Annotated in this window: 18 protein-coding genes and 3 pseudogenes; 6 read left to right on the forward strand and 15 right to left on the reverse strand. The window is 66.8% G+C overall.

All coding sequences use genetic code 11. The features are described from left to right. On the forward strand, positions 1–499 hold a 499-nt coding region (locus AC1DY5_RS10950), incomplete at its 5' end, for an SOS response-associated peptidase family protein (protein WP_478111310.1). Between the two features lie 202 nt (positions 500–701). On the opposite strand, the pseudogene AC1DY5_RS10955 reads toward AC1DY5_RS10950, so the two are convergent. From AC1DY5_RS10955 to AC1DY5_RS11005, 11 genes and pseudogenes are all read right to left on the reverse strand, one after another. Continuing rightward, positions 702–2743: pseudogene (locus AC1DY5_RS10955) on the reverse strand (excinuclease ABC subunit UvrA); the annotation flags it as partial. Between the two features lie 255 nt (positions 2744–2998). Beyond that, positions 2999–3569 (reverse strand): annotated as a pseudogene (locus tag AC1DY5_RS10960) (P-loop NTPase family protein); the annotation flags it as partial. 236 nt (positions 3570–3805) lie between these two features. Continuing rightward, positions 3806–5785, reverse strand: coding sequence for a hybrid sensor histidine kinase/response regulator (locus AC1DY5_RS10965; RefSeq protein WP_478111311.1), 1980 nt, complete (start codon positions 5783–5785; stop codon positions 3806–3808). Next, a complete protein-coding gene (locus tag AC1DY5_RS10970) occupies positions 5782–6678 on the reverse strand; it encodes a sensor histidine kinase (protein ID WP_478111312.1) in 897 nt (298 codons plus the stop codon). The genes AC1DY5_RS10965 and AC1DY5_RS10970 overlap by 4 nt, the downstream gene beginning before the upstream one ends. A gap of 2 nt (positions 6679–6680) precedes the next feature. Further along, positions 6681–7688: an ATP-binding SpoIIE family protein phosphatase gene (locus AC1DY5_RS10975; RefSeq protein WP_478111313.1), complete on the reverse strand. Its 1008-nt coding sequence runs from the start codon at positions 7686–7688 to the stop codon at positions 6681–6683. Then, positions 7679–8083: an anti-sigma regulatory factor gene (locus tag AC1DY5_RS10980; protein WP_478111314.1), complete on the reverse strand. Its 405-nt coding sequence runs from the start codon at positions 8081–8083 to the stop codon at positions 7679–7681. Before AC1DY5_RS10980 ends, AC1DY5_RS10975 begins: the two co-directional genes overlap by 10 nt. After that, positions 8073–8447 (reverse strand): STAS domain-containing protein, encoded by a 375-nt coding sequence (locus AC1DY5_RS10985; protein WP_478111315.1) that lies wholly within the window; start codon positions 8445–8447, stop codon positions 8073–8075. The genes AC1DY5_RS10980 and AC1DY5_RS10985 overlap by 11 nt, the downstream gene beginning before the upstream one ends. A gap of 3 nt (positions 8448–8450) precedes the next feature. Beyond that, positions 8451–9293: an STAS domain-containing protein gene (locus AC1DY5_RS10990; protein ID WP_478111326.1), complete on the reverse strand. Its 843-nt coding sequence runs from the start codon at positions 9291–9293 to the stop codon at positions 8451–8453. A gap of 1219 nt (positions 9294–10512) precedes the next feature. Then, a complete protein-coding gene (locus AC1DY5_RS10995; protein ID WP_478111316.1) occupies positions 10513–11016 on the reverse strand; it encodes a M23 family metallopeptidase in 504 nt (167 codons plus the stop codon). Between the two features lie 37 nt (positions 11017–11053). Next, a complete protein-coding gene (locus AC1DY5_RS11000; protein WP_478111317.1) occupies positions 11054–12082 on the reverse strand; it encodes a L,D-transpeptidase family protein in 1029 nt (342 codons plus the stop codon). A 1161-nt stretch (positions 12083–13243) separates the two neighbouring features. After that, positions 13244–13990, reverse strand: a complete 747-nt coding sequence (locus AC1DY5_RS11005) for a DUF72 domain-containing protein (protein WP_478111318.1) — start codon at positions 13988–13990, stop codon at positions 13244–13246. A gap of 96 nt (positions 13991–14086) precedes the next feature. On the opposite strand from AC1DY5_RS11005, the gene AC1DY5_RS11010 reads away from it, so the two are divergent. Continuing rightward, entirely contained in the window at positions 14087–14539 is a 453-nt protein-coding gene (locus tag AC1DY5_RS11010) for a hypothetical protein (protein ID WP_478111319.1), read from the forward strand. Here AC1DY5_RS11010 and AC1DY5_RS11015 read toward each other — a convergent pair. Continuing rightward, positions 14505–14645, reverse strand: a complete 141-nt coding sequence (locus AC1DY5_RS11015) for a hypothetical protein (protein ID WP_478111320.1) — start codon at positions 14643–14645, stop codon at positions 14505–14507. The two genes, AC1DY5_RS11010 and AC1DY5_RS11015, sit on opposite strands and share 35 nt — an antisense overlap. Positions 14646–15044: 399 nt before the next feature. Between AC1DY5_RS11015 and AC1DY5_RS11020 the strand changes: the two genes are divergently transcribed. From AC1DY5_RS11020 to AC1DY5_RS11035, 4 genes and pseudogenes are all read left to right on the forward strand, one after another. Continuing rightward, positions 15045–16034: a hypothetical protein gene (locus AC1DY5_RS11020; RefSeq protein ID WP_478111321.1), complete on the forward strand. Its 990-nt coding sequence runs from the start codon at positions 15045–15047 to the stop codon at positions 16032–16034. A 23-nt stretch (positions 16035–16057) separates the two neighbouring features. Beyond that, a pseudogene (locus tag AC1DY5_RS11025) lies at positions 16058–16767 on the forward strand (glycosyltransferase family 2 protein). A 44-nt stretch (positions 16768–16811) separates the two neighbouring features. Continuing rightward, entirely contained in the window at positions 16812–17084 is a 273-nt protein-coding gene (locus tag AC1DY5_RS11030) for a DUF421 domain-containing protein (RefSeq protein ID WP_478111327.1), read from the forward strand. 13 nt (positions 17085–17097) lie between these two features. Beyond that, positions 17098–17373: a PDDEXK nuclease domain-containing protein gene (locus tag AC1DY5_RS11035; RefSeq protein WP_478111322.1), complete on the forward strand. Its 276-nt coding sequence runs from the start codon at positions 17098–17100 to the stop codon at positions 17371–17373. A gap of 241 nt (positions 17374–17614) precedes the next feature. On the opposite strand, the gene AC1DY5_RS11040 is transcribed toward AC1DY5_RS11035, so the two are convergent. From AC1DY5_RS11040 to AC1DY5_RS11050, 3 genes are all read right to left on the reverse strand, one after another. Then, the gene (locus AC1DY5_RS11040; protein ID WP_478111323.1) at positions 17615–18484 is read right to left on the reverse strand and encodes a PDDEXK nuclease domain-containing protein; all 870 of its coding nucleotides are present in this window, start codon (positions 18482–18484) and stop codon (positions 17615–17617) included. Between the two features lie 632 nt (positions 18485–19116). Next, the gene (locus AC1DY5_RS11045; protein ID WP_478111324.1) at positions 19117–19263 is read right to left on the reverse strand and encodes a hypothetical protein; all 147 of its coding nucleotides are present in this window, start codon (positions 19261–19263) and stop codon (positions 19117–19119) included. Positions 19264–19458: 195 nt separating this feature from the next. Next, entirely contained in the window at positions 19459–19746 is a 288-nt protein-coding gene (locus tag AC1DY5_RS11050) for a hypothetical protein (RefSeq protein ID WP_478111325.1), read from the reverse strand. Positions 19747–20224 lie beyond the last annotated feature (478 nt).

The following is a 20224-nucleotide window of genomic DNA, read 5'->3' on the forward strand; positions in this document are numbered from 1 at the left end:
CACCGAGACCGTGCGCGAGCTGGCGACTTTCAAGAACGCCTGGGCCAAGCCGCGGCACTGCATCGTGCCGTGCGAGGCGATCTACGAGCCGGACTGGCGCAGCGGCAAGTTCATCCCCACGCGCATCACCGCCGCCAATGATGAGACGCTGGGCGTGGCCGGCCTGTGGTCGCCATGGAAGAACCCGCAGACCCGCGAGTGGGAGTTGAGCTTCACGATGCTCACGATCAATGCCGACGATCACCCGCTCTTCAGGCTCCTGCATCGGCCGGACCCGAAGCGCCCGCCCGAGCAGCAGGACAAGCGCATGGTCGTGATCCTGCCCGAGTCCCAGTACGGCGAGTGGCTGGACGCGCCGCCCGAGCGGTCGATGGATTTCATGAGGCAGTTCCCGGTAGAGAGCCTCGCCATGACAGCGGAGCCTCTGCCGCCGAAGGAGCCCAAGGCGAAGGTGGCTCGCGCGCCCAAGCCTCCGCCGGAAGAGCCCTCGCTCTTTTGAGCATTGGCATCTTCCGGGGCGCCGGCAGAACGCGGACCCGCCGCGGCCTTGTCGTACTCCACGGAGAAATGCCACGGATGCAGTGCCCTTGATCTTCCAGTGCGAAATTCGAGCGAGAGACCTCACGCGATGTGACAGGCGTGCGCCACGCGCTGGCCTCCAGCTGCTCATCTGGCAGGCGATCCGCCGCGATCCAGACCCCCGCGAGATAGGGCGCCGTGCGACTGTCCCAGGCCTTCGCGACATCCGAAGGCGTGCCGGTGGCCACAATGCGCCCGCCCTCGTCGCCCGCGCCGGGGCCCATGTCGATGACCCAGTCGCTCGTGGCGACCACGCGCTTCTCGTGTTCCACCACGATCACCGTGTTGCCTGCGGCCACCAGACCGTCGAGCTGCGTCATCAACTTGTCCACGTCCGCGGGATGCAGGCCAGTGGTCGGCTCGTCGAGAACATAGAGCGTGCTGCCGCGCTGCGCGCGCTGCAGTTCGGTGGCGAGCTTGATGCGCTGCGCCTCGCAGTCCGAGAGTTCGGTGGCGGGCTGCCCGAGCCGCAGATACCCGAGGCCGATGTCCTGCAGCAGCTTCAAGGGCCGCTGCGCCGCGCTCTCGTCGACGAAGAACTCGAAGGCATCATTTACCGTCATGCCGAGCACCTTGGCAATGTTCCTGTCGCGCCAGGTGACCTGGAGCGTCTGTTCGTTGTAACGCGCGCCATGGCAGGTGGGGCAGGGCGCATAGACGCTCGGCATGAAGAGCAGCTCCACGCTCACGAAGCCTTCGCCTTCGCATGTCTCGCAGCGGCCCTTGGCCACATTGAACGAGAAGCGTCCAGCGTCGTAGCGGCGCGAGCGCGCCGTCCTGGTCGCCGCGAAGAGCTTGGCACGTGGTCGAAGAAGCCGGTGTAGGCCGCGAGGTTGGAGCGCGGCGTGCGGCCGATTGGCTTCTGATCCGCGCGAACGAGCCTCGTGTTCGATTCCATGCCGCCTGCGATGTGACCGGCCGTGGCCCCGAGCGGCGTGGACTCGAGCTCGTCGCCTTCGTCCTCCGGCAGTGGCGCTTCATGTCCGAGCTGCGCCGAGACCAGGTCGATGAGCGCCTGGCTCACGAGGCTGGACTTGCCCGAACTGGAGACGCCGGTGACCGCGGTGAACACGCCCAGGAGGATGTCGGCGCTGACGCGGTGAAGGTTGTTACGCGTGATGCCTTCGAGCTTCAGCCAGCCTGAAGGCGAACGGGGCGACATTGCGCGCGGTGACGGCTCGCCAAAGAGGTAGCGCGCCGTCCGGGAAGCCGCACATGGCGCAGCCCTTCGGGCGGTCCGCTGTAGAGCACGTGCCCGCCTTGTTCGCCGGCGTCCGGCCCCACATCGACAATCCAGTCGGCGTGGCGCATCACGTCGAGGTCGTGCTCAACGACGAACAGCGAATTGCCCCAACACTTCAGGCGCTCGAGCGCGACGCGCAGCGCCTCGCCCTCGGCGGGATGCAGCCCCGCCGAGGCTCGTCGAGCACATACACCACGCCGAAAAGGTTCGAGCGGATCTGGGTCGCCAGCCTCAGCCGCTGCAGTTCGTCAGGCGGCAGCGTGGGCGTGCTGCGGTCGAGCGACAGGTAGCCGAGCCCGAGTTCGTTCAGGGTTGTCACGCGGTCGATGAAGTCATGCGCGATGCGCTGCGCGGCGATACGCTTCTCCTCGGACAGATTGCCGGTGCGCCGCACGTCCGGTGCGCTCTTGTGGGCGGAGCCGCCCGCTGCGACGCGGCGCTCCGAGTCCTTGCGCGACGCCGACCGGCTGAGGGTGGCGCGGTCGTGTCCCGGCGCAAGCCTGCCTTCGGCGGCTTGCTTCAGGACTTGCGCGAGCTGCGCCAGCGGCATGCTCGAGATCTCTCTGATGTCGTGTCCGGCGAAGGTGACCGCGAGCGCCTCGCGCCTGAGCCGCTTGCCACGACAGGTCGGGCAGGCCTGGCCCCCATGAAGCGCGAAACTCGCTTCTTCATCGGATCGCTCTGCGTCGTGGCAACGGTATGCAGCAGGTACTTCCGAACGCCTGTGAAGGTGCCCTGGTAGCTCGGCTCCATCTTGCGGCGCAGGGCTGCGCGTGTCTCGGCCGGCGTGAAGCCGGCGTAGACCGGCACCGTGGGCTGCTCGTCGGTGAAGAGGATCCAGTCGCGGTCCTTCCGTGCCAGGTCACGCCACGGCGTGTCGACGTCGTASCCCAGGGTCACCAGGATGTCGCGCAGGTTCTGTTGTTAGCGCTGGTGTAAATCCGCATCTATTCGCTGGTGAGGACGCGGTTGATGGAAGCGAGCGCAGAGACGGTGCCTGCATCTGTCGCGCCTTTTGAGGGGCGAGCCCTGGCCGAGCGCAGGCTTGCCCTGGCGCGGCGCCGCTTGGCGAACCATAGCCGTACCCACGGGTGCAGCGCGGCAGCAGATTCAGGGCAGAACCAATGCGTTTGGGCTGCCTCAGTCGCGGCCGAAGGCAACCAGCATTCACATCCATCCATGCCACGCCGGTGGCCATGCCGCGATCGCCCGTTCGCGGATGGTCAGCGAGTCGTCGGGCACCATCGACTTCTCGGTCACCTCGTACACGCGTCCGAGGCCATGGCAGGTGGGGCACGCGCCTTGCGGTGTGTTGGGCGAGAAGTCCTCGGCGTACAACATCGGCTGCCGGGGCGGGTAGTTGCCGGCTCGCGAATAGAGAGCGCAGCAGGTTCGAGAGCGTCGTGACGCTGCCGACCGACGAGCGCGTGCTGGGCGTGCTGCGTTGCTGCTGGAGGGCCACGGCCGGCGGCAGCCCCTCGATGGAATCGACCGCCGGCATCCCCATCTGGTCGATCATGCGTCGCGCATACCGCGCCACCGATTCGAAGTAACGACGCTGCGCCTCCGCGTAGAGCGTGCCGAAGGCGAGGGAGGACTTGCCCGAGCCGGAGATGCCGCTGAACACGACCAGCGCATCGCGCGGGATGTCGACGTCCACGTTCTTCAGGTTGTGCTCGCGGGCGCCGCGTACGCGGGCCACCTTCGTCACATCCAGGTCGCGTGACGGCCGCCTCATGGGAGGCATGGCGGGATGACGGGATAGCTGCCTTTCCGTTCGGCTTGGTGCAGTTGCTGTTCATGGGACTGGTAGGCCACAGGTTGCTCCTTTGCGTACCGGACCAAGGCTCTTCCGCCGACGGCAGAAGCCGTGTCAGCGTTCATCAACGCGGCAGGCAGGATGGCGCCGGGCGGAAAAACGCAGACCCAACGAGACACACAGCCCGGCGTCGGCTGCGACGCCGACCGGCGTGGTGCCTTGTCCTAGTCCGGCTGGGCGTTGCGAAGCAGAGCCGCGTTGATGGCAGCCACCAGGAGATGGGGTTGGAAAGGCTTGGCCAGGTGGGCGTCGAATCCGCTTCCCAGGGCTCGCGCGCGATCCTCGGGACGCGAGAACGCTGTCAGCGCGATCGCCGCCAGCGGCTTGCCGGCATTCCCCGTCTCGCGCAGCCTGGCGATCAGCTCGTAGCCATCGCGGCCGGGAAGGCCGATGTCGCTCACCAGCACGTCGGGCCAACGGTCCTCGAAGAGCCGCAGCGCGGCGTCATAGTCCGATGCCTGCCGCACATGGGCACCCGCGTCGCGCAGAATCACGGCGAGCATGTCAGCCGCGTCGGCGTTGTCTTCCACCACCACGACGTGGAGTTCCGTCAATGGCCGCTCGATCGATGCCGGCGGCAGCTGAGGCGCCGAATCGCTCACCCAGTCGGCGCCGGCCTCGACCAGGGGCAGGGCAACCTGCATCCGGGTGCCTTTTCCCTCGCCCTCGCTGAAGGCGTGGACGCGGCCCCCGTGCAGCTCGGCAAGGTGGCGCACGATCGACAGGCCCAGGCCCAGGCCTCCGTGCAGCCGGTTGCCTGGCGAATCGCTTTGGCTGAAGCGATCGAACAGATGCGGAAGGAACTCGGGAGCAACCCCTTTGCCCTCGTCCTCGACYGTCAGCACGAGCATCTCGGGCTCCCACCCAAGCAGGACACGCACCGTGCCCCCGTCGTTGGAGAACTTGATCGCGTTCGTTAGCAGGTTCCAGACGATCTGCTGGAAGCGCGTGGGGTCCAGCCAGGCCACGGATGCCTCGCCCCGTTGCGCCAGTTCGACATGCAGCTGCTTGGCCTCTATCGATTCGGACAAGGTTTCGATCGACATCGAGATCAATGCGACCGGGTCCACGCGCTCCCTGAACAACTGCAGTTTGCCGGCATTGACGCGCGAGACATCGAGGATGTCCGAGATGATGCGGGTCTGGGCCTTGACGCTGCGGTCGATCGCGTCCAGCGCCTTGCTCACCCGCTCGGGACTGGCGCCGTGCCGGTTCAATAGGTGCACCCAGCCGGCGATGGCATTGAGCGGGGTGCGCAGCTCGTGCGACAGAATGGCGACGAAGTCGTCCTTGGTGCGGCTAAGGCGCTCGGCGGCCCGGCGCGCGACCTGCTCGCGTTCGAGCACCTCGATGCGTTGCGCCTCCAGCTCCTTGCGTTCGGAAATGTCTGTCGCCACGCAGATGCGCAGGCCCGGCTCGGCGTGCGATGAGACGCTCCAGGCGAGGTGCACCCGCCGTCCGTCCGCGCGCAGCAGCGGGAACTCGCCCTGCCAGGCACCATCACCCGTCATGGGTCCGCCCGTGCGCTGCCGCACCAGCTCCACGAACTCGGCCGGCGCGAAGTCGAAGACGAAGCCACCGACCAGCGCATCGCGCGTTCGCCCGAGCAACTGCACCAGCGCCGGGTTGACGTCCTGCAGCCGGCCGGCGTCATCGATCAGGGCCATGCCGCTTGGCGCCTGGTTGTAGATCGCCCGGAAGCGCAGCTCGCTGCGCCGCAGCTGATCCTCGGCCATGCGCGCGCGGACCAGGGCCTGCAGGGTCGCCACCAGCACCGCGGGCTCCACCGGATGCACCAGGTAGGCGTCGGCGCCGGCGTTCAGGCCCGTCACCTTGTCCTCGCTCTGCACGTAGGCGGCCGACAGGTGGATGATCGGCAGCGCGGCCGTCGCGGGATCGGCGCGCAATCGGCGGCAGATCTCGAAGCCGTCGATATCGGGCAGATGCACGTCGAGCACCAGCGCCGAGATCACGGTGGCCGCGATGCGCAGCGCCTGGGCACCGGTCCCTGCCTCCTCGGTGGCGAAGCCGGCCGCGCGAATCACGCGCGCGGTCGCATAGCGGGTCGCAGGGTTGTCGTCCACGACCAGCACCGTGTGACGCGAGCGGTCGATCGTGGTGTGGATGACGTCGGGGCGGGTCACGGCGCTGTCGATCCCGAGGGTGGCGCCGGCGGATCGCCCAGATGCAGCGGCACCAGCACCCAGAAGGTCGATCCCCTGTTCAGTTCGCTCTCGACCCCGACGCGGCCGCCCAGCAGGGCGGCCAGGTGCCTGGAAAGCGCCAGACCAAGGCCGGTGCCGCGCAGGCGCTTCTGCAGCGGCGAATCGACCTGGGCGAAGTCCTCGAACACGGCCGCATGGTACTCGGCGGCAATGCCGATCCCGGTGTCGCTGACCGCGAAGCGCACATGGTTGTCGTCGACGGCGGTGGCAGACACCCGCACCTCGCCCTGCGCCGTGAACTTCAGCGCGTTGGAAATGAAGTTGCGCAGGATCTGCGAGAGCTTGCGGTCGTCCGTGAACAGCCGTGGCAGGCCCTCGGGCTCCTCGAACACCAGGTTGATGTTCGGGTTGGTCAACACCGACTTGAACATGCCTCGCAGGGCGGAGAACAGATCGACCATCTCGAACCAGGCCGGCGAGATGTCGACGCGGCCGGCCTCGATCTTGGCGAGGTCGAGCAGGTCGTCCACCATCTCGGCGAACTCGGTGGCCGTGGTCTGGATGAAGGCGACCTGGCGCTCCTGCTCGCCCGTCAACGGCCCGTCGACACGATCCGCCAGGAGCCGCGCGATGCTGCGTATCGCGTTCACGGGCGTACGGAACTCGTGGCTCATATAGGCCAGGAAGCGGCTCTTGAGCTCGGTCGCCTTGCGCAGCTGCTCGGCCTGGTCGTCGAGCTCCGCGTAGAGCGCGACCACGCCGCGGTTGGTCTCCTCGAGCTCGGCCCGCAGACCATCGACCTCGGCGCGGCTGGCCGCCAGTTCGGCCGCCAACGCTTCGCTGCGGTCCGGTTCCGTCCCTTCGGCTGGCATGGCTAGTCCTTCTGCTGAATGACGACGATCGTCGCATCGTCGCGCAGGCGTGAATGATCGCGCAACAGGAGCGCCGCCAGTAGCGTCGGATCGCGCCCGAGCAGCGGCAGCAAGGGATGGGTGTCCCAACGGCTCGCGATGCCGTCGCTGTGCAGAACCATCAACGCGTGCGGCGGTCGTTCGACCGAGGCGGGCGTCGGCTTGCGGATCTGCAGGCCGGCCGTGCCATGCGCAGTGAAGAAGCTTCGATCATGCAGGCCCGAGATGATCCGGCCGGCGATGTTGCCGGCGCCCGCGAAGCGAACCGTGTCGCCCCCGGCGTCGAAGCGCGCGCAGCACAGGGCGGCGCCCCGGGTGGTCTGCAGGCGGCGGTGCACTTGCTCGACCTGGTCCGCCAGGGCGAGGGAGGGCGATTGCGCGAAGAGATCGACGGCCGCCTGGCTGGCCGCCGCCGCTCCGGGGCCGTGGCCCAGGCCGTCCGCCATCAGCACGATGACGCCATCGGCGTCGAAGGCCGCCGCCCAGGCGTCGCCGCAGACGGTCTCGCCCGGCGCCGGCAGGCAGATCGCGCCGGCGCGCAAGGCGTGGGACGCAGCCGTGGCACCCGGCCTGCGCAAGCGCGCGACGCAGACAGTGCCGCCGGGGGTCGAATGAAGATCGAAGTCGCTCGCAAGCCGCTGCACCGCGCCCAGGCCGGTGCCCGGGCTGCCGCCGGTGGAAAAGCCGTCGCGCAGCGAGCGGCTCACGTCCGCGATGCCGGGTCCCTCGTCGATGCTGACGATTTCCACCTCGCCGCGCTCGGGACGGGCGCCCACCAGCAGGCGCCCCTTGCGCGCGTGCTTGTGAAGGTTCGATCCCAGTTCGGTGACCACGATGGCGAGCCGGCCGGCTTCCAGTTCCCCCCATTCCATTTCCGTCGCAAGGCGGGCCGCATGACGGCGCACTTCGCCAACGCCGCTCGGCTCGGACAACGGGAACTGCCGGTGCGTCCAGCCGCGGATCACTTCCATTTGACGATGCTCACGCGCGTGCCGCGCCCGGGCGCGGACTGGATATCGAACTCGTTCACCAGCCGCTTGCTGCCGGGCAGGCCGAGCCCCATGCCGCTGCCGCTGGTCCATCCGTCGGACAGCGCCAACTTGAGGTCGGCAATGCCCGGCCCCTCGTCCTCGAACACCAACTCGAGCCCGCGCCGGCCGTCTTGCTCGCGCAGGCTCCAGTGCATGCGGCCGCCATGGCCGTGGATCAGCGTGTTTCGCGACAGCTCGCTGGTCGCCGTGACCATCTTGGTCTGCTCGACGAGCGTGAACTTGAGCGCCTGGCAGAGCGTGCGCACATGCTTGCGGCTGGCGACGATGTCCTGCTCGGAGCCCAGGGGCATGACACCCGAGGTTTCAGCCGACATGGCGATGCTCCGCGCGCACGGCGGCGAGCATGGCCATGCCTCGCTCGACGTTGAGCGCGGTCTTCACGCCTTCGAGTGACAGACCCAGTTCGACCAGCGTGATCGCGACAGCGGGCTGCATGCCGACCACCACCGTGGTGGCCGACAGGATCCCGGCGATTCCCGAAATGCTGCTGAGCATGCGGCCGACGAATGAGTCCACGATCTCGAGCGCCGAGATGTCGATCATCACGCCACTGGCGCCGGTCTTGGCGATCCTGTCGGCCAGGTCGTCCTGCAGGGCGAGCGCGGTCTGGTCCTGCATGTCGACCTGGATGGTGACCAGCAGGGTGTCGCCCATGCGCAGGATCGGGATGCGGTCCATCGGCTAGTTCTCGCGAGTGATGCGCCAGCCGGTCTTGAGCAGCGCGACCGACAAGGCATCGGCCAGGGTCGCCTTCGTGGTGATGCCCTGCAGATCGATGCCCAGATGCACGATGGTCTGGGCGATCTGCGGCCGGATGCCGCTGATGATGCAGTCGGCGCCCATCAGCCGGATCGCGGTCACGGTCTTGAGCAGGTGCTGGGCYACCAGCGTGTCGACCGTCGGCACGCCCGTGATGTCGATGATCGCGAGGCCCGAGCCGGTGTCGACGATGCTCTGGAGCAAGGTCTCCATCACGATCTGCGTGCGGTTGCTGTCGAGCACGCCGATCATCGGCACTGCCAGCACGCCCTCCCAGAGCTTGACCACGGGGGTGGACAGCTCGAGCAGGTCGTCCTGCTGACGGCGGATGATTTCCTCGCGCGACTTCTGGAAGGTGGTTGCCGTGTGCTGCGCCAGCCGGTCGACCAGCGTGCTGATCGACCATATGCCGGCAATCAGCCGCTCGGGGGTCTCGCCCTGGCGTCGTTGCAGGGCATCGAACAGCGGTCTCTTCAGGGCGAGCACGAACTGATTGGTGTCGCCGGCCGTTTCCCCCTTGGCGGCGCGCGAGCGGGACAGGTCTTCCAGCATCTCGCGCAAGGCGCCCCATGCCGGGCCGGAAAGACTCGATGGGTCGCCGCCACGCGCCAGGCCCTCTTGCAGCGAGCGTACGAGCTCGCCGGCCTCGGTCTGCACGGAGCGCTGCTGGGCCGGGTCGGCCACGCCCAACTCGCTGAGCCAGCCCGCGACGACTGCGCCGTGATCGCGCAATGCTTCCTGCAGGGTGATGTCCTGATCGTTCATTCTCGATTTCTCCTCGGTCGGCAATCGCGCTGCGAATGCCGCAACGAGCGCGAATTCTAGGTGGACGCTCCCATGCGACTGACCGCAATTCGCTGCTCTGACTTCGCGCCTACAACGGTCCGGCGTCTCGTCCCACAGAGCGACGACAGCCCGCGCCCTTTGGCCGGACTCGGCAGCCAGGCGCTGCCTGATGTGCTGCGCGCGCCGCAGCGATAGCGAGTCGTTCACTTCCTCGGCTCCCGTCTTGCTCGAGTGGCCGACGACGTCCATGCAGACGCGCGCTGCCACCTTGCCTGGCGATCTGTCGCAGCCATATGCGGGAGGCGCTCGTGATCCGGGGTCCGACCAGAAATCGGTGCTGCCCGGGTTGAACAGGAATTTCACGCCCAGTCGGTTGTGCGCAATGCCGTATGCCACCACGCGTCCGAACGCCTCTTCCGCGTCCGCCGCCTGGCGGAGCTTGAGGGTCGTGAGATAGATGCCGTTGAGCACCCGCATCTGGTCTCCGGATTCGCCGTGCGCGGCGCGGCTGGTACGCACCAGACCCTCCAACACATCGTCCTTCAGCAGCACGGGACTGTCGCGGTAGTAGGCCAGCGGGGTCATGTCGACCTCGTCCAATCGTGCGAGCGTGGAAGCCTGGGCCGCCACGGTGCCGTCCTTCCACGAGCGCGATGTTGATGCGCAAGCCCGCTTCCTGGCGCGCCAGCGTGCCAGCGAGAAGGTACTGGGCACGCGCGAGGTTCGCCGCCTTGAAAGGCAGGGTCTCGATCTGCTGAAGTTCGCGGCCACATGGGCGGCGATCGCACGATCGAGTCGCTGCGTGCCGGCCGTCTGCTGGCCGCTTCCGGCATCCAGAATCGGGTCGAGCACGATCGCCCGCCTGTCTGGTTCCGCGCCGCCACGGAGCGACAAGGACGAGCGTGCTCTTGTCTGCTTGAGCAGGGCATCCGTCGCCGTGACGATCGCCCGATCGAAGGACTGCAACTCGTCGCTGCGATATGGCGTCGCGCAGCCGGCCAGGTCGATGGCAACAAGACAGACCAAGAGTGGACTAAATATCGTGGGGTGCGCCCATCGGGTCCTCTGAAACGCGGCTTCTTCCTGATCGAGAGGTTCCAGAGAAGACTTCAAAACGAGGTCGCTGCATCTAGGTGGCCGCGGCCCCATTCGCCGTGCCGCAGGCCGGACAAGTTGCCGCCATCGAATATGTTCTCCTTCAAATGCCTCGTATCGCGAGGACCGCGCACGGAGCGCGCACGTCTGGCATGCCATCGATCCATGCGTGCGTGCATTTACGAATGAAGTTCACGCGTGCGCGTCGTGTAGGACGTGTCCGTCCCGGTCTCCGGGCTTCGACTGAAACTTTCGCCTCACCTTCGTGCAGCCCTTCGGCATAGCGGTCGAGATGCGCATAGTAGTAGGCCAGCCGGCCCGCCGGATCGAACTGGTAGATGGTGAGCCCGCCCGGCTTGCTGTCGAACAATTTGACCAGCGTGCCGTCGTCCACGGCGCGCACCGGCGTACCGCGCGGAGCCATGATGTCGAGCGCCTCGTGGCGGTGGCCTGGGCGGCCGTCGTCGAAGGTGTCGCGCAGGGTCTCGGGCCGAATGCCGTCGACCGGGAACTGCAGGGCGCGGGCCGCGAGCAGCGCCGGTCCTTCGCTGTCGATCCCGGCCTGTGCCATCGCCCAAGCAGGCACCGCCAACCACGCGGCCGCCATCGCCAGTCTCCGTCGCGACACGGGCATCGGTCGCCCTTCAGGCTTTCACGTCGACCGCAAAGCCCGCCTTCGACAGTTGCGACAGGCGTGCCGCGTCCCAGTTGGTCAGGTGGATGCAGCCGTTGGTCTCCTCATGCCCCACGCGATCGGGAGCAGGCGTGCCGTGAATGCCCCAGTGTGGCTTCGACAACCCCATCCACACGTTTCCGATCGGATTGTTGGGACCCGCCGCGATGTGAACCTTACCCGCGGCGGCCGGCGCCTTCTTGAGGATCGACGGGTCGTAGGTGAAGGTCGGGTCCTTCACCTCGTTGATGATCTTCATCTTGCCAAGCGGCAGCGGGTCGAGCGGTCCGCCGATGCTGATCGGAAACCCGGCCAGTGGCTTGCCCGTGCCGTCGAGGACGAACAGCATGTGTTCGCTCTTGTCGATCTCGATCGACTTGGCGGCCTTGACGACGCTGGCATCGGCCGCGCCCGTGACGTTGACGACCACGATTTCGTCGCCGGCGTGGAATTTCACCCTGCGGTTGAACTCGGCCAGGGCCTTGGGCGACATGTGATGTGTCTCCGAAATGGCTTCCTGCAGGTCCTCGAAGCCCATTGACTTGAGCTTCGCGCGATCAGCCATCTCCTTCGGGATCGGTGCGTAGGGGCCGACTACGTCCTTTTCGGTGATCGCATAGGTGGCGAACAGTGGCGCGGTGTCGGCTTGCAGCGTCGCCCAGGTCGGGGCATCGACCTTGCCGCTCTCGGCGAGGCCGTTCGCTTTCTGGTAGGCCGTCACCACGCGGCGCATGTTGGCGTCGAAGCCTCCGCCGATCTCACCGGGCGAGAACCAGGCGCGGTCGAGCAGGATCTGCGCCCGCATGACCGCGGCGCCACGCGAGCCCTGCACGAGCATCGGTGTCTCGTGGGCCGCGTTGAGCCTGTCGAGCGCGGCGGGCCCCGAGGCGGCGGCACCCTTCGAGTCTGTCTTCGCTGCAGCATGCGCGAGCCACGCGGTGGCGCCCGCAGCAAGACAGACCGCGGTGCGGAGGAAGGTTCGGCGTGGAGAAATCATCATTGAAGTGGGCCAAAAAGAGTGGAGGCCATCCGACCCTGTCCGTGAACGGTCAGGACTTGTAGTCACAAGCAGACGCAAGGCCTCGGCCACATTCGCCCTTGCGCAGAACACACGGATCGAGTGCTGCGCTTCGTCAGATCGTCGGCGCAGAACGCGCGCACGACTGCCGAGGACGGGTGGAAGCGCGCCTGCCGGCGCGCGTCGGCGACCGCGATGTCTTTCGCAATGTCAATTGTCATGCGCGAAGTCGGCGTGAAACGACGGGCCAGAATTTTCGCCTTGATCCGGCATTCCTGAGCCCGTCACTCTCAGAAGCGCCCTTATTCAGGTGTCGCTGGGCCTCCTTGTCCTGTTCGGTCAACCATTCATTCGCGGTGGGCTGTCTAGTGGCCTCCTCCTTCGCCAGCCCCTGGATTCGGTCGATCAAGTCAGTCAGCCTGTTCATGACATCGAGTTCATTCCAGGCAGGCGTCGCCTGGCGTCGGCCAACCTCAACGGCGGCGTCGGGAGAGGACCTACATGGGCGGATGATTGACGTCACCTACGCTGGCACCATCCAGCTTGCGCGGATAGGTTGCCGCCCATCCGTTGCGCCTGGCTCTGTGACGAGGGTCATCGGCCGGACGACATGCGAAACGCTCCACCTGGTAACAGTTCCCCTGAACGCATGTCTTGTGAAACTTCAAGCCTGTCTCGCATTTGCCCTCGCGGAGAACGTCGGCCGTGTCAGGTTGCCTCTTCCGCAGGCAACCTAGCCGGAAGCCGCATGGGATCGTGCTCCAGTCATCCCGGCACTCAAGGAATTCACAACCTTATCCACAGATTGGTCTCGGAACTCGGGCCTCGGCGGCGCACCCACGGGACACGAATCCGAACGATCGCCGCTGCCCGGCTTGAGCGGTTGTTTCAATTCTTGCTCAATGTCGATATGCTCTTGCGCCCGCGCGATCTCTTTGCGTGTGAAAGAACGAAGGGCCCTCCGGCGACTTTGTTGTCTTTCCGAGGGCCCTCGCAGCCTTGGAGTACCCGTGAGTTTTGCCGAGGCCGTGAGAACAATGTCGCGCGCGCGCCGACATTCGCGCCTCAGCGGGCGACTGAAGAGGAGGCGAGATTTGTCCTACCGCGTCGGCCGATCGTCGGGTGCCCGGCCCAAGCTGGCGCTCAGCCGCAGCGCCTCGCCCACCGCCTCGCCCGCCGCGGTATTGTCGAAGATGCACCAACAGTGCTCAGCGTCTCTTGCCGCCTCAAGGAGCCGAGCCGCGAGCGACGCAAGCAGGGCGTCTTCATACCCGGACAGTAGATCCGCGGCGAACCGTGAAGCCGGAGATAGATGGTCTTGTGCCAGCCGCTTGGTGCCGCGCCTGCGACGTGGCGCACGGGATCGGCAAGCACGCGGGCGAATCTGAACGTCGCGATCAGGCTGTCCGCCTCGACCGAAAACCAGCTCGCGTGCCGCGGCTCGACCGCCACCGGTCCGATATGGCGCCGGCGCAGTTGGGCGCCGAAGTGGCCCGCCAATCTGGCATCGAAAGCAAGACTTGGCGGAATTTGTACGAGCAGGCAGCGCAGTTTCGTCCCCAGCCCTTGCGCTTGCTCGAGGAGCGCGTCGAACGTCGGCATCGCCGCGGCCAGGCGCATCTCATGCGTAATGGTCTTGGGGACCTTCACACTGAACGCAAAGTCGGGCGGCGTGCTGGCGGCCCAGCGCTCGTACGTCTGTCGGCGGTGCGGCTTGTAGAACGAGCTGTTGATCTCCACGGCGCTGAAGCGGGTGGCATAGCGGGCCAATTGCGAACCACCCTCGCCGAAACCGGCGCGGTTGGCGAGCGGCAGGTTCCAGCCCGCACACCCGACGCGGACGTCACGATCCAATCCTGAGTTCGCGATGGGTTGAGCGCGGCGGCTCATGAGATAGCGTCTTTCGCGAGGGGCCTGATCTCGGCCGGCCCTATTGCATGTGTCCAAGACCTGGACTTGCGCTCGCCGCGCGGCTCGGATGCCCCCGTGAAGTCGCGCTTCGACCAGTACTTTTCGAGCGGATCGGGAGGCGTGTCGCAGGCGGCCATCGCGGAAATCTACGAGCGCCGCCTGTCCCTGTCGAGGGCGCTCGGCGCGCCTGGCGGTGGGACGGCGTCAGCCCAGCTAGACACGATGACGGTCCGCCGAGGGATCGCGCCGCCGCGCTCGCTTGGCGGGCTTGCGCGGCCCGAAGGGCGACAGGATGCCCCGTGCCGCCGAACTGGCGCCTTGCGTATTGGCGGGCTGCAGGACCGTATCCATCCCGGCGGCGAACGCCCTGCAGCCACGCTCGAACTCGGCGACAGCCTCCAGGTACTCACGTCGGGCAGCCTTCATGATCCACCGCTGCGCTGGCGCAAACAGGCCTGCAATCGTTGCCAGGCGGCAAAGAGCATCTGGATGATCATGTCGACCTCCGGGTGCCCTTCGCCCTCCTGAGTCTTTCAGCCGTGCAGTCGAGGGCTTCGAACCTGCGATCGAACTCGTGCAGATCGCCGAGGGGGATCAGCTTGCGATCGAGGCCGGTCTTCTTCACGTCGTCCATGGCGTCTCCAATGATGCGTCGGCTGGGGGCACGGGTTCATGCGTTGCTCGACGGTGCGGGTGGCTGCCGGATTTCAGTCAACTCTCAAGCTGCAAAGACTATTTTGGGTCGTCCGCATAGGGTTGTGAGAATCCGCCGCTCAAGCCTTGAGGCACATTCTGACGCGGCGCCTTTGCGGCCGCCCGGCCATTGCGGGACGCACAGGGCAGGGACCGCCGCGCACTGCGCAAGAGCTTGCCGTCGCTCGCCCCTCTCGAACTTGCCAGGACAGCCGGACGACCTGCGCAGTTCCCCGCGCAAGCTGCCTAGGTGCGCCGCCTACTTCTTGTATCGCCTCTAACGTACAGAAGTACGTTCGTTTACCTTGTCCCATGGCGCTTCAATCACCAAGGAAAAAAGATGGCGAACTACATTCAAGAGGCGGGGGCGGTTCCTGGCGCTCGGGCGAGTGTCGGGCTCGTCGAGCCCGAAAGCGCCGCCCGCAGTGGCGTATCGTGGCCTGCGATTCTTGCCGGAGCATGCGCGGCCGCCGCACTGTCGCTAATCATGCTGTTGCTGGGCACCGGCATGGGCCTTGGGATAACCTCGCCCTGGGAAGGCGAGGGCGCGGAAGTCAAGACGGTCGGCATCGCGGCGATCTTCTGGCTCACATTCACGCAGATTGCGGCCTCCGGCCTGGGCGGTTACCTGGCCGGTCGCCTTCGCAGCAAGTGGACGGGCATCCACACCGATGAGGCGCGCTTCCGGGACACCGCGCACGGATTCCTGGCCTGGGGCGTCGCCACGCTGGTCACCTCGGTGCTTCTGGCCTCCGTCGTTGGTTCGACACTGAGCGCGGGGGCACGGGCCGGCATGACGGTGGCGACTGGCGTCGCAAGCACTGCGGCGACCGGTGCGGCTGGCGCCGCCGGCGCGACCGCGGCCAGCCGCCCGGGCGAGGACACAGCCGGCGGACCTATGGGCTACTGGGTCGATTCCCTGTTCCGGAAGGATCCCGGAGCCCCTGCGGCACCCACGGGCGCGGATGCCAGCGCCCCATCGGGAACGGGCGCGCCGGTGGGCAACCCGTCCTCGACCGCGGAAGTCAGCCGCATTCTTGCCAATGCCCTGCGCACCGGCGCCCTTCCCCCGGAAGACAGCCGCTATGTGGCGCAGCTCGTTTCGCAGCGAACCGGACTGAACCAGGCGGATGCCGAGAAGCGTGTCAACGATAGCTACGCCCGTGCCAAGGCCGCACTCGCGCAGGGCAAGGCTAAGGCGAAGGGCGCGGCAGACGCCGCGCGTAAGACAACTGCCTACGGCTCGCTCTGGATTTTCCTGTCCCTGGTGATTGGCGCCCTGGTCGCTGCCTACTGTGCCAGCCTCGGTGGTCGCAACCGCGACCTGTGACCGAGCGCACAACATAGAGTGACATGATCGGTGTTGTCGTCTCCGCGCACAACGAAGAAGACGTCGTCGTCGCTTGCATCGAGCGCATCCCGACCGCGTCACGAGACGGTCGACTGAAAGCCGAACCGGTGGAACTGGTGGTCGTAACCGACTCGTGCACGGACATACAGGTGCCCTGGCGGCGCAAGCAGGGGCGATGACGTTGCCCGTCCAGGCGCGCAACGTCGGCGCGGCAAGGGCCGCCGGCGCCGAGCTCCTCCTCGCGAGAGGTGCCCGGTGGCTCGCGTTCACGGATGCCGATACCCTCGTCTCGCCGGGCTGGATCGCTGAGCAACTGGACCTGGGGGTGGACGCGGTCTGCGGCACCGTTGGGGTCGAGGACTGGACTCCCCACGGGCGGGATGCTGATCTCCTGCGCTGCCATTTCGGGCAGACCTATCTCGACGCCGATGCGCATCGACACATTCATGGCGCGAACCTCGGTGTGTCGGCAGCGGCGTATCGTCGCGCGGGCGGCTTTCGGCACCTGGCGTGCGGCGAGGATGTCGACCTCGTCCACGCGCTCGAGGCATTGGGTGCTGCCATTGCCTGGAGCGCTCGCCCGCGGGTCACGACGAGCGCCACGCGCGTGGCACGAGCCGCGGGCGGATTTGCCGACGCCCTGATCCGGGCGGTCGCACACCGGCTGGCGGCGGGGTCCTCCGATGGCACCGCCATGGGGGCGCCGGCATGAGCGAGCTCGCGGAGATTTTCGCCCGCGAGTTTCCTGTGTGGCACATGGTCGTCCGAGGCACCCTCGTGTATTGGTTGGCGAAGTTTCTTGAGCCGCAGCCAGAGGTCTTGATCCGGCATGGGCGCGTCGTTCGCAAGGCCATGAAGCGAGAAATGATCACCATGGACGAGTTGGAGAGCAAGCTGCGCGAAGCCGGCGTCGAACAACTCTCGGACGTCCGCATTGCGCGCCTGGAGGGCGATGGCAAGCTGAGCGTGTTCAAGGTGGCTTCTGCCAAGGACCCGACGGCGCCGCAGGATCGTGGACCGGTCAACTAGCGAACCTCAACGCATGCAGATCGCACCCCGCAGCGGCCGTGGATTTTGCTTCTCATGTTCAGCGCGCCGAACGCATTGCTCGCCGACTGGGAAAATGGATTTCTATCTCAACCTCCGCAACGAGAAGGAGCATGCCCCCGACGACGGCCCGTCGATCGGGATCATCCGGTGCGCCGAGAAGGACAACCTCGAGGTCGAGCTCTCAAGAGCACGCCGCGGGCGCGCGGCACGCGCCGAGCACGCGAAGCGCGCGCAGGGCCTTGAACGCGAGAACGGTGAGGTAGCGTGAAGCCATCCAGACAAGCCCTCCCCGCCCTCGGCAGGCGCCCCGAATGCCTTCGTCCCCGCTTCCACTGCGAGAGACTCGTCACCCTTCCCACAGGTGCCTGCAGTGGCCTTCCGCGCACCGGTTCGTGATCCAGTCCGTGGCGTTGACGACGATCGCACAAGCCTGAACCAGGGTCCTTGTCTCGGCCGCCCATCGACACCGCGCTGCCGAGTGGACACTCTTGATAGCGCGAATGTCTCCATCAGACTGGGGTCGTCCGACACTGCCTGCACGGGTTCAAGGGAGCATGATGCCTCGCGACTTCTAGCGCCTGCGAAGACTGCGGGAGGCATGCATTGGCGAACTCCGGCTCGAAGGGCCCGATCTTGAGCTCGATCGCCACCAGCGCCTTGAGGAAGCGGTGGTAGAAAAGCAGATCGATGAAGTACTCCTTGCGCCCGAGCGTGAGTCGGTACTGGCGCCCGACAAAGCAGAAGCCGTAACCCAACTCGAGGATGAAGTCGCGCAGCCGGTCGATCAGGTGGTCCTCGAGTTCGCGCTCCTTGATCTCGCGCCGGATGCCAAGAAACTCCAGGTTGTAGCTGCTCTTGAGCGCCTCCTCGGCCTGCTCCGCAAAGTGCTCGGGCAGCGCGAGCGCGAAGTTGTGCACTTTGTCTTCGGCCAGCGAGCGCTTGTAGGCCCGGGCCTTGATCTGGTTGAGCAGCACGTTGCGGCTCCAGCCGAAGCGGGCGGTGGTCTTCAGGTAGTACAGCCGCTGCGCCGGGTCGTCGAGCTTGGACAGCAGGTTGACATGGTGCCCCCAGGGCACCGCTTCGACCATTTCTCGCACAGCTTGTGCGACTTGCCGTTGGTCGATGGCGGTCAGCGCCTTGGGGTTTCGGGTGCGCTTGGCATCGCGCTCACTTTCTCGCACAAGCTGTGCGAGCAACTCGGGCGCCGAATAGCTCTCGTGAAACTGACGCATGCGCCATAGGCTCGCCGCCGAAAAGCCGGTGGTCCCCGGGAAGGAAGCCTTCAGGTCGCGCGCGAGCCGATCCACCACCGCGTCGCCCCATCCCCGGCTCGCCTGTTGCTCGCGGATGGCTTGCCCGATATCCCAATACAGGGCCACGAGTTCACGTTGACCGCGCGCGCGCCGGACAGCCGCGCACCGTCGACGCGCGTTTCAGGCCTCGACGAAGCGAGCGTAATCGAACAGGGTGAGGGCAGGGGTAGGCACCCCGGCAATGTAGTGCCTCGCGGCTCCTCGAGATCCGCGTGCGACCCCCAGGTGCCTCGCTTCGCGCGGAACGTCCGCCGGGTCGTGCCTGATCGCACGACGTTCACTTCGCCTGGTTCGTCTGGCGTGCCACCTGCGCGGTAGAGACCGCGAGGGCGCGGCCTTGCCGCGTGACGCTGCTGCCTGAACGGGCATGCGCCGTCGGCACGGTCATGCCGCGGCGGATCTGCCTTCAAAGCCACCTCGGGTTCGACGCATAGCTCGCGCGGTTCGCCGTCCAGGGCTTCGGGCTGCGCCACCGTCCTCACCCGGTCCTCGCTGCGCTCGGCTGCGGCGGCCTCCGGTCGGTCCCTGGACTGCGGTCCTTCCGCTCGCTTGTCATGCGTCGAGGCGGCTCCGAAAGCAGATCTTCCACCGACGCGGCACACCCGCAGAAAGGCCCACCATGCGTGCCACTTTCATTCCTCGTCAGCGCGATGCGAACACCCGAACCCCACGGGCGTTCCCCCCGTACCCCCCGAGGCTCACCCAAAGCAGAGCCTGTCGACAACCAGGGCAGGGATCAAAGCCAGGGTGGGCTGGGCGTGCGACAGGCGATCACCGATCGCATCATCGGCATGCTCGAGAAAGGTGGGAACGTCTTTGAGGCCAAGCTTGACGACCGCGATCATCCGCCAGGGCCCTGGACAAGTGCCATGGAGCGGGCATCGACCGGTTGAAAGTCGCAATTGGCTGAGCCATCGGCCATGCCCGATTGGGCATCCTCAGACCTCGACCTGCGCGTTCGAAGTCGGCGACGCAGCAGCAGTCCTCTCCCGTGTCATCAGGGTCGGCCCGCCTGCGTCGCTGCGACGGCATTGCCGCCTTCACGCGCGTGATCGTTCCCCCGCTCGTTGCAGCGCGGCCAACTGACGCGCCTCCTCTGCATCCCGCAAGCTCTTCGCCGCGCGCCTCGCGACGTACTCCACGTAGAGCGCCTGGACGGCGGCGGCCCATTCCTCGATCGCCTGTCGACGCTCCACCGACGACCTGGGCGTGTCGTGTGCCTGCTCGTTCCGGTCGTGGTCCTTCGCCTCCGAGCGACTCGTTGGGAATTCCGGGACAGCCATGCCTGCCTTGCGAAGGATGGCTTCTTTTTGGTCTGTGGTGAGCATATTTCTTTCTCCTTCAAGCGCCGCTTCATCCCAACCTCGGACAAGCAGTCCTGACGTCAGCCCCGTTGCGCGTCATCGATCACTCTTCCCGTCCAGAGGTGGCTCGGCATCCTCTCATTTGAGGACGACGCGCCGACGTGCGAGGCGCGCGGTGTTCGCGCCACGTCGGGGTGCTGGGATCTCCGGGCACCTGGATGACCGGAATCGACCTCACAGTGTGCGTCCGCCGTGCGCCCGGGAAAGGCAGGAACCGCTGCCTACCTGGCGCACGTCAGGCGATCGCGACAGGCAGGACCGGCCGAAAGAACTGATTCAGGGCGATCGTTGTCCCGATGACGTCTCACCGAATGTGAATTCCTGCCAGCGCTATCGCCCTGGGCCCCCGCCGCCACCTGGTCCCCCGCCGCCGCCGGGACCACCGCCGCCGCCGGGGCCACCGCCACCGGGGCCCCCGCCACCGGGGCCCCCGCCACCGGCG

The organism is Variovorax sp. P4_D9, assembly GCF_056401695.1.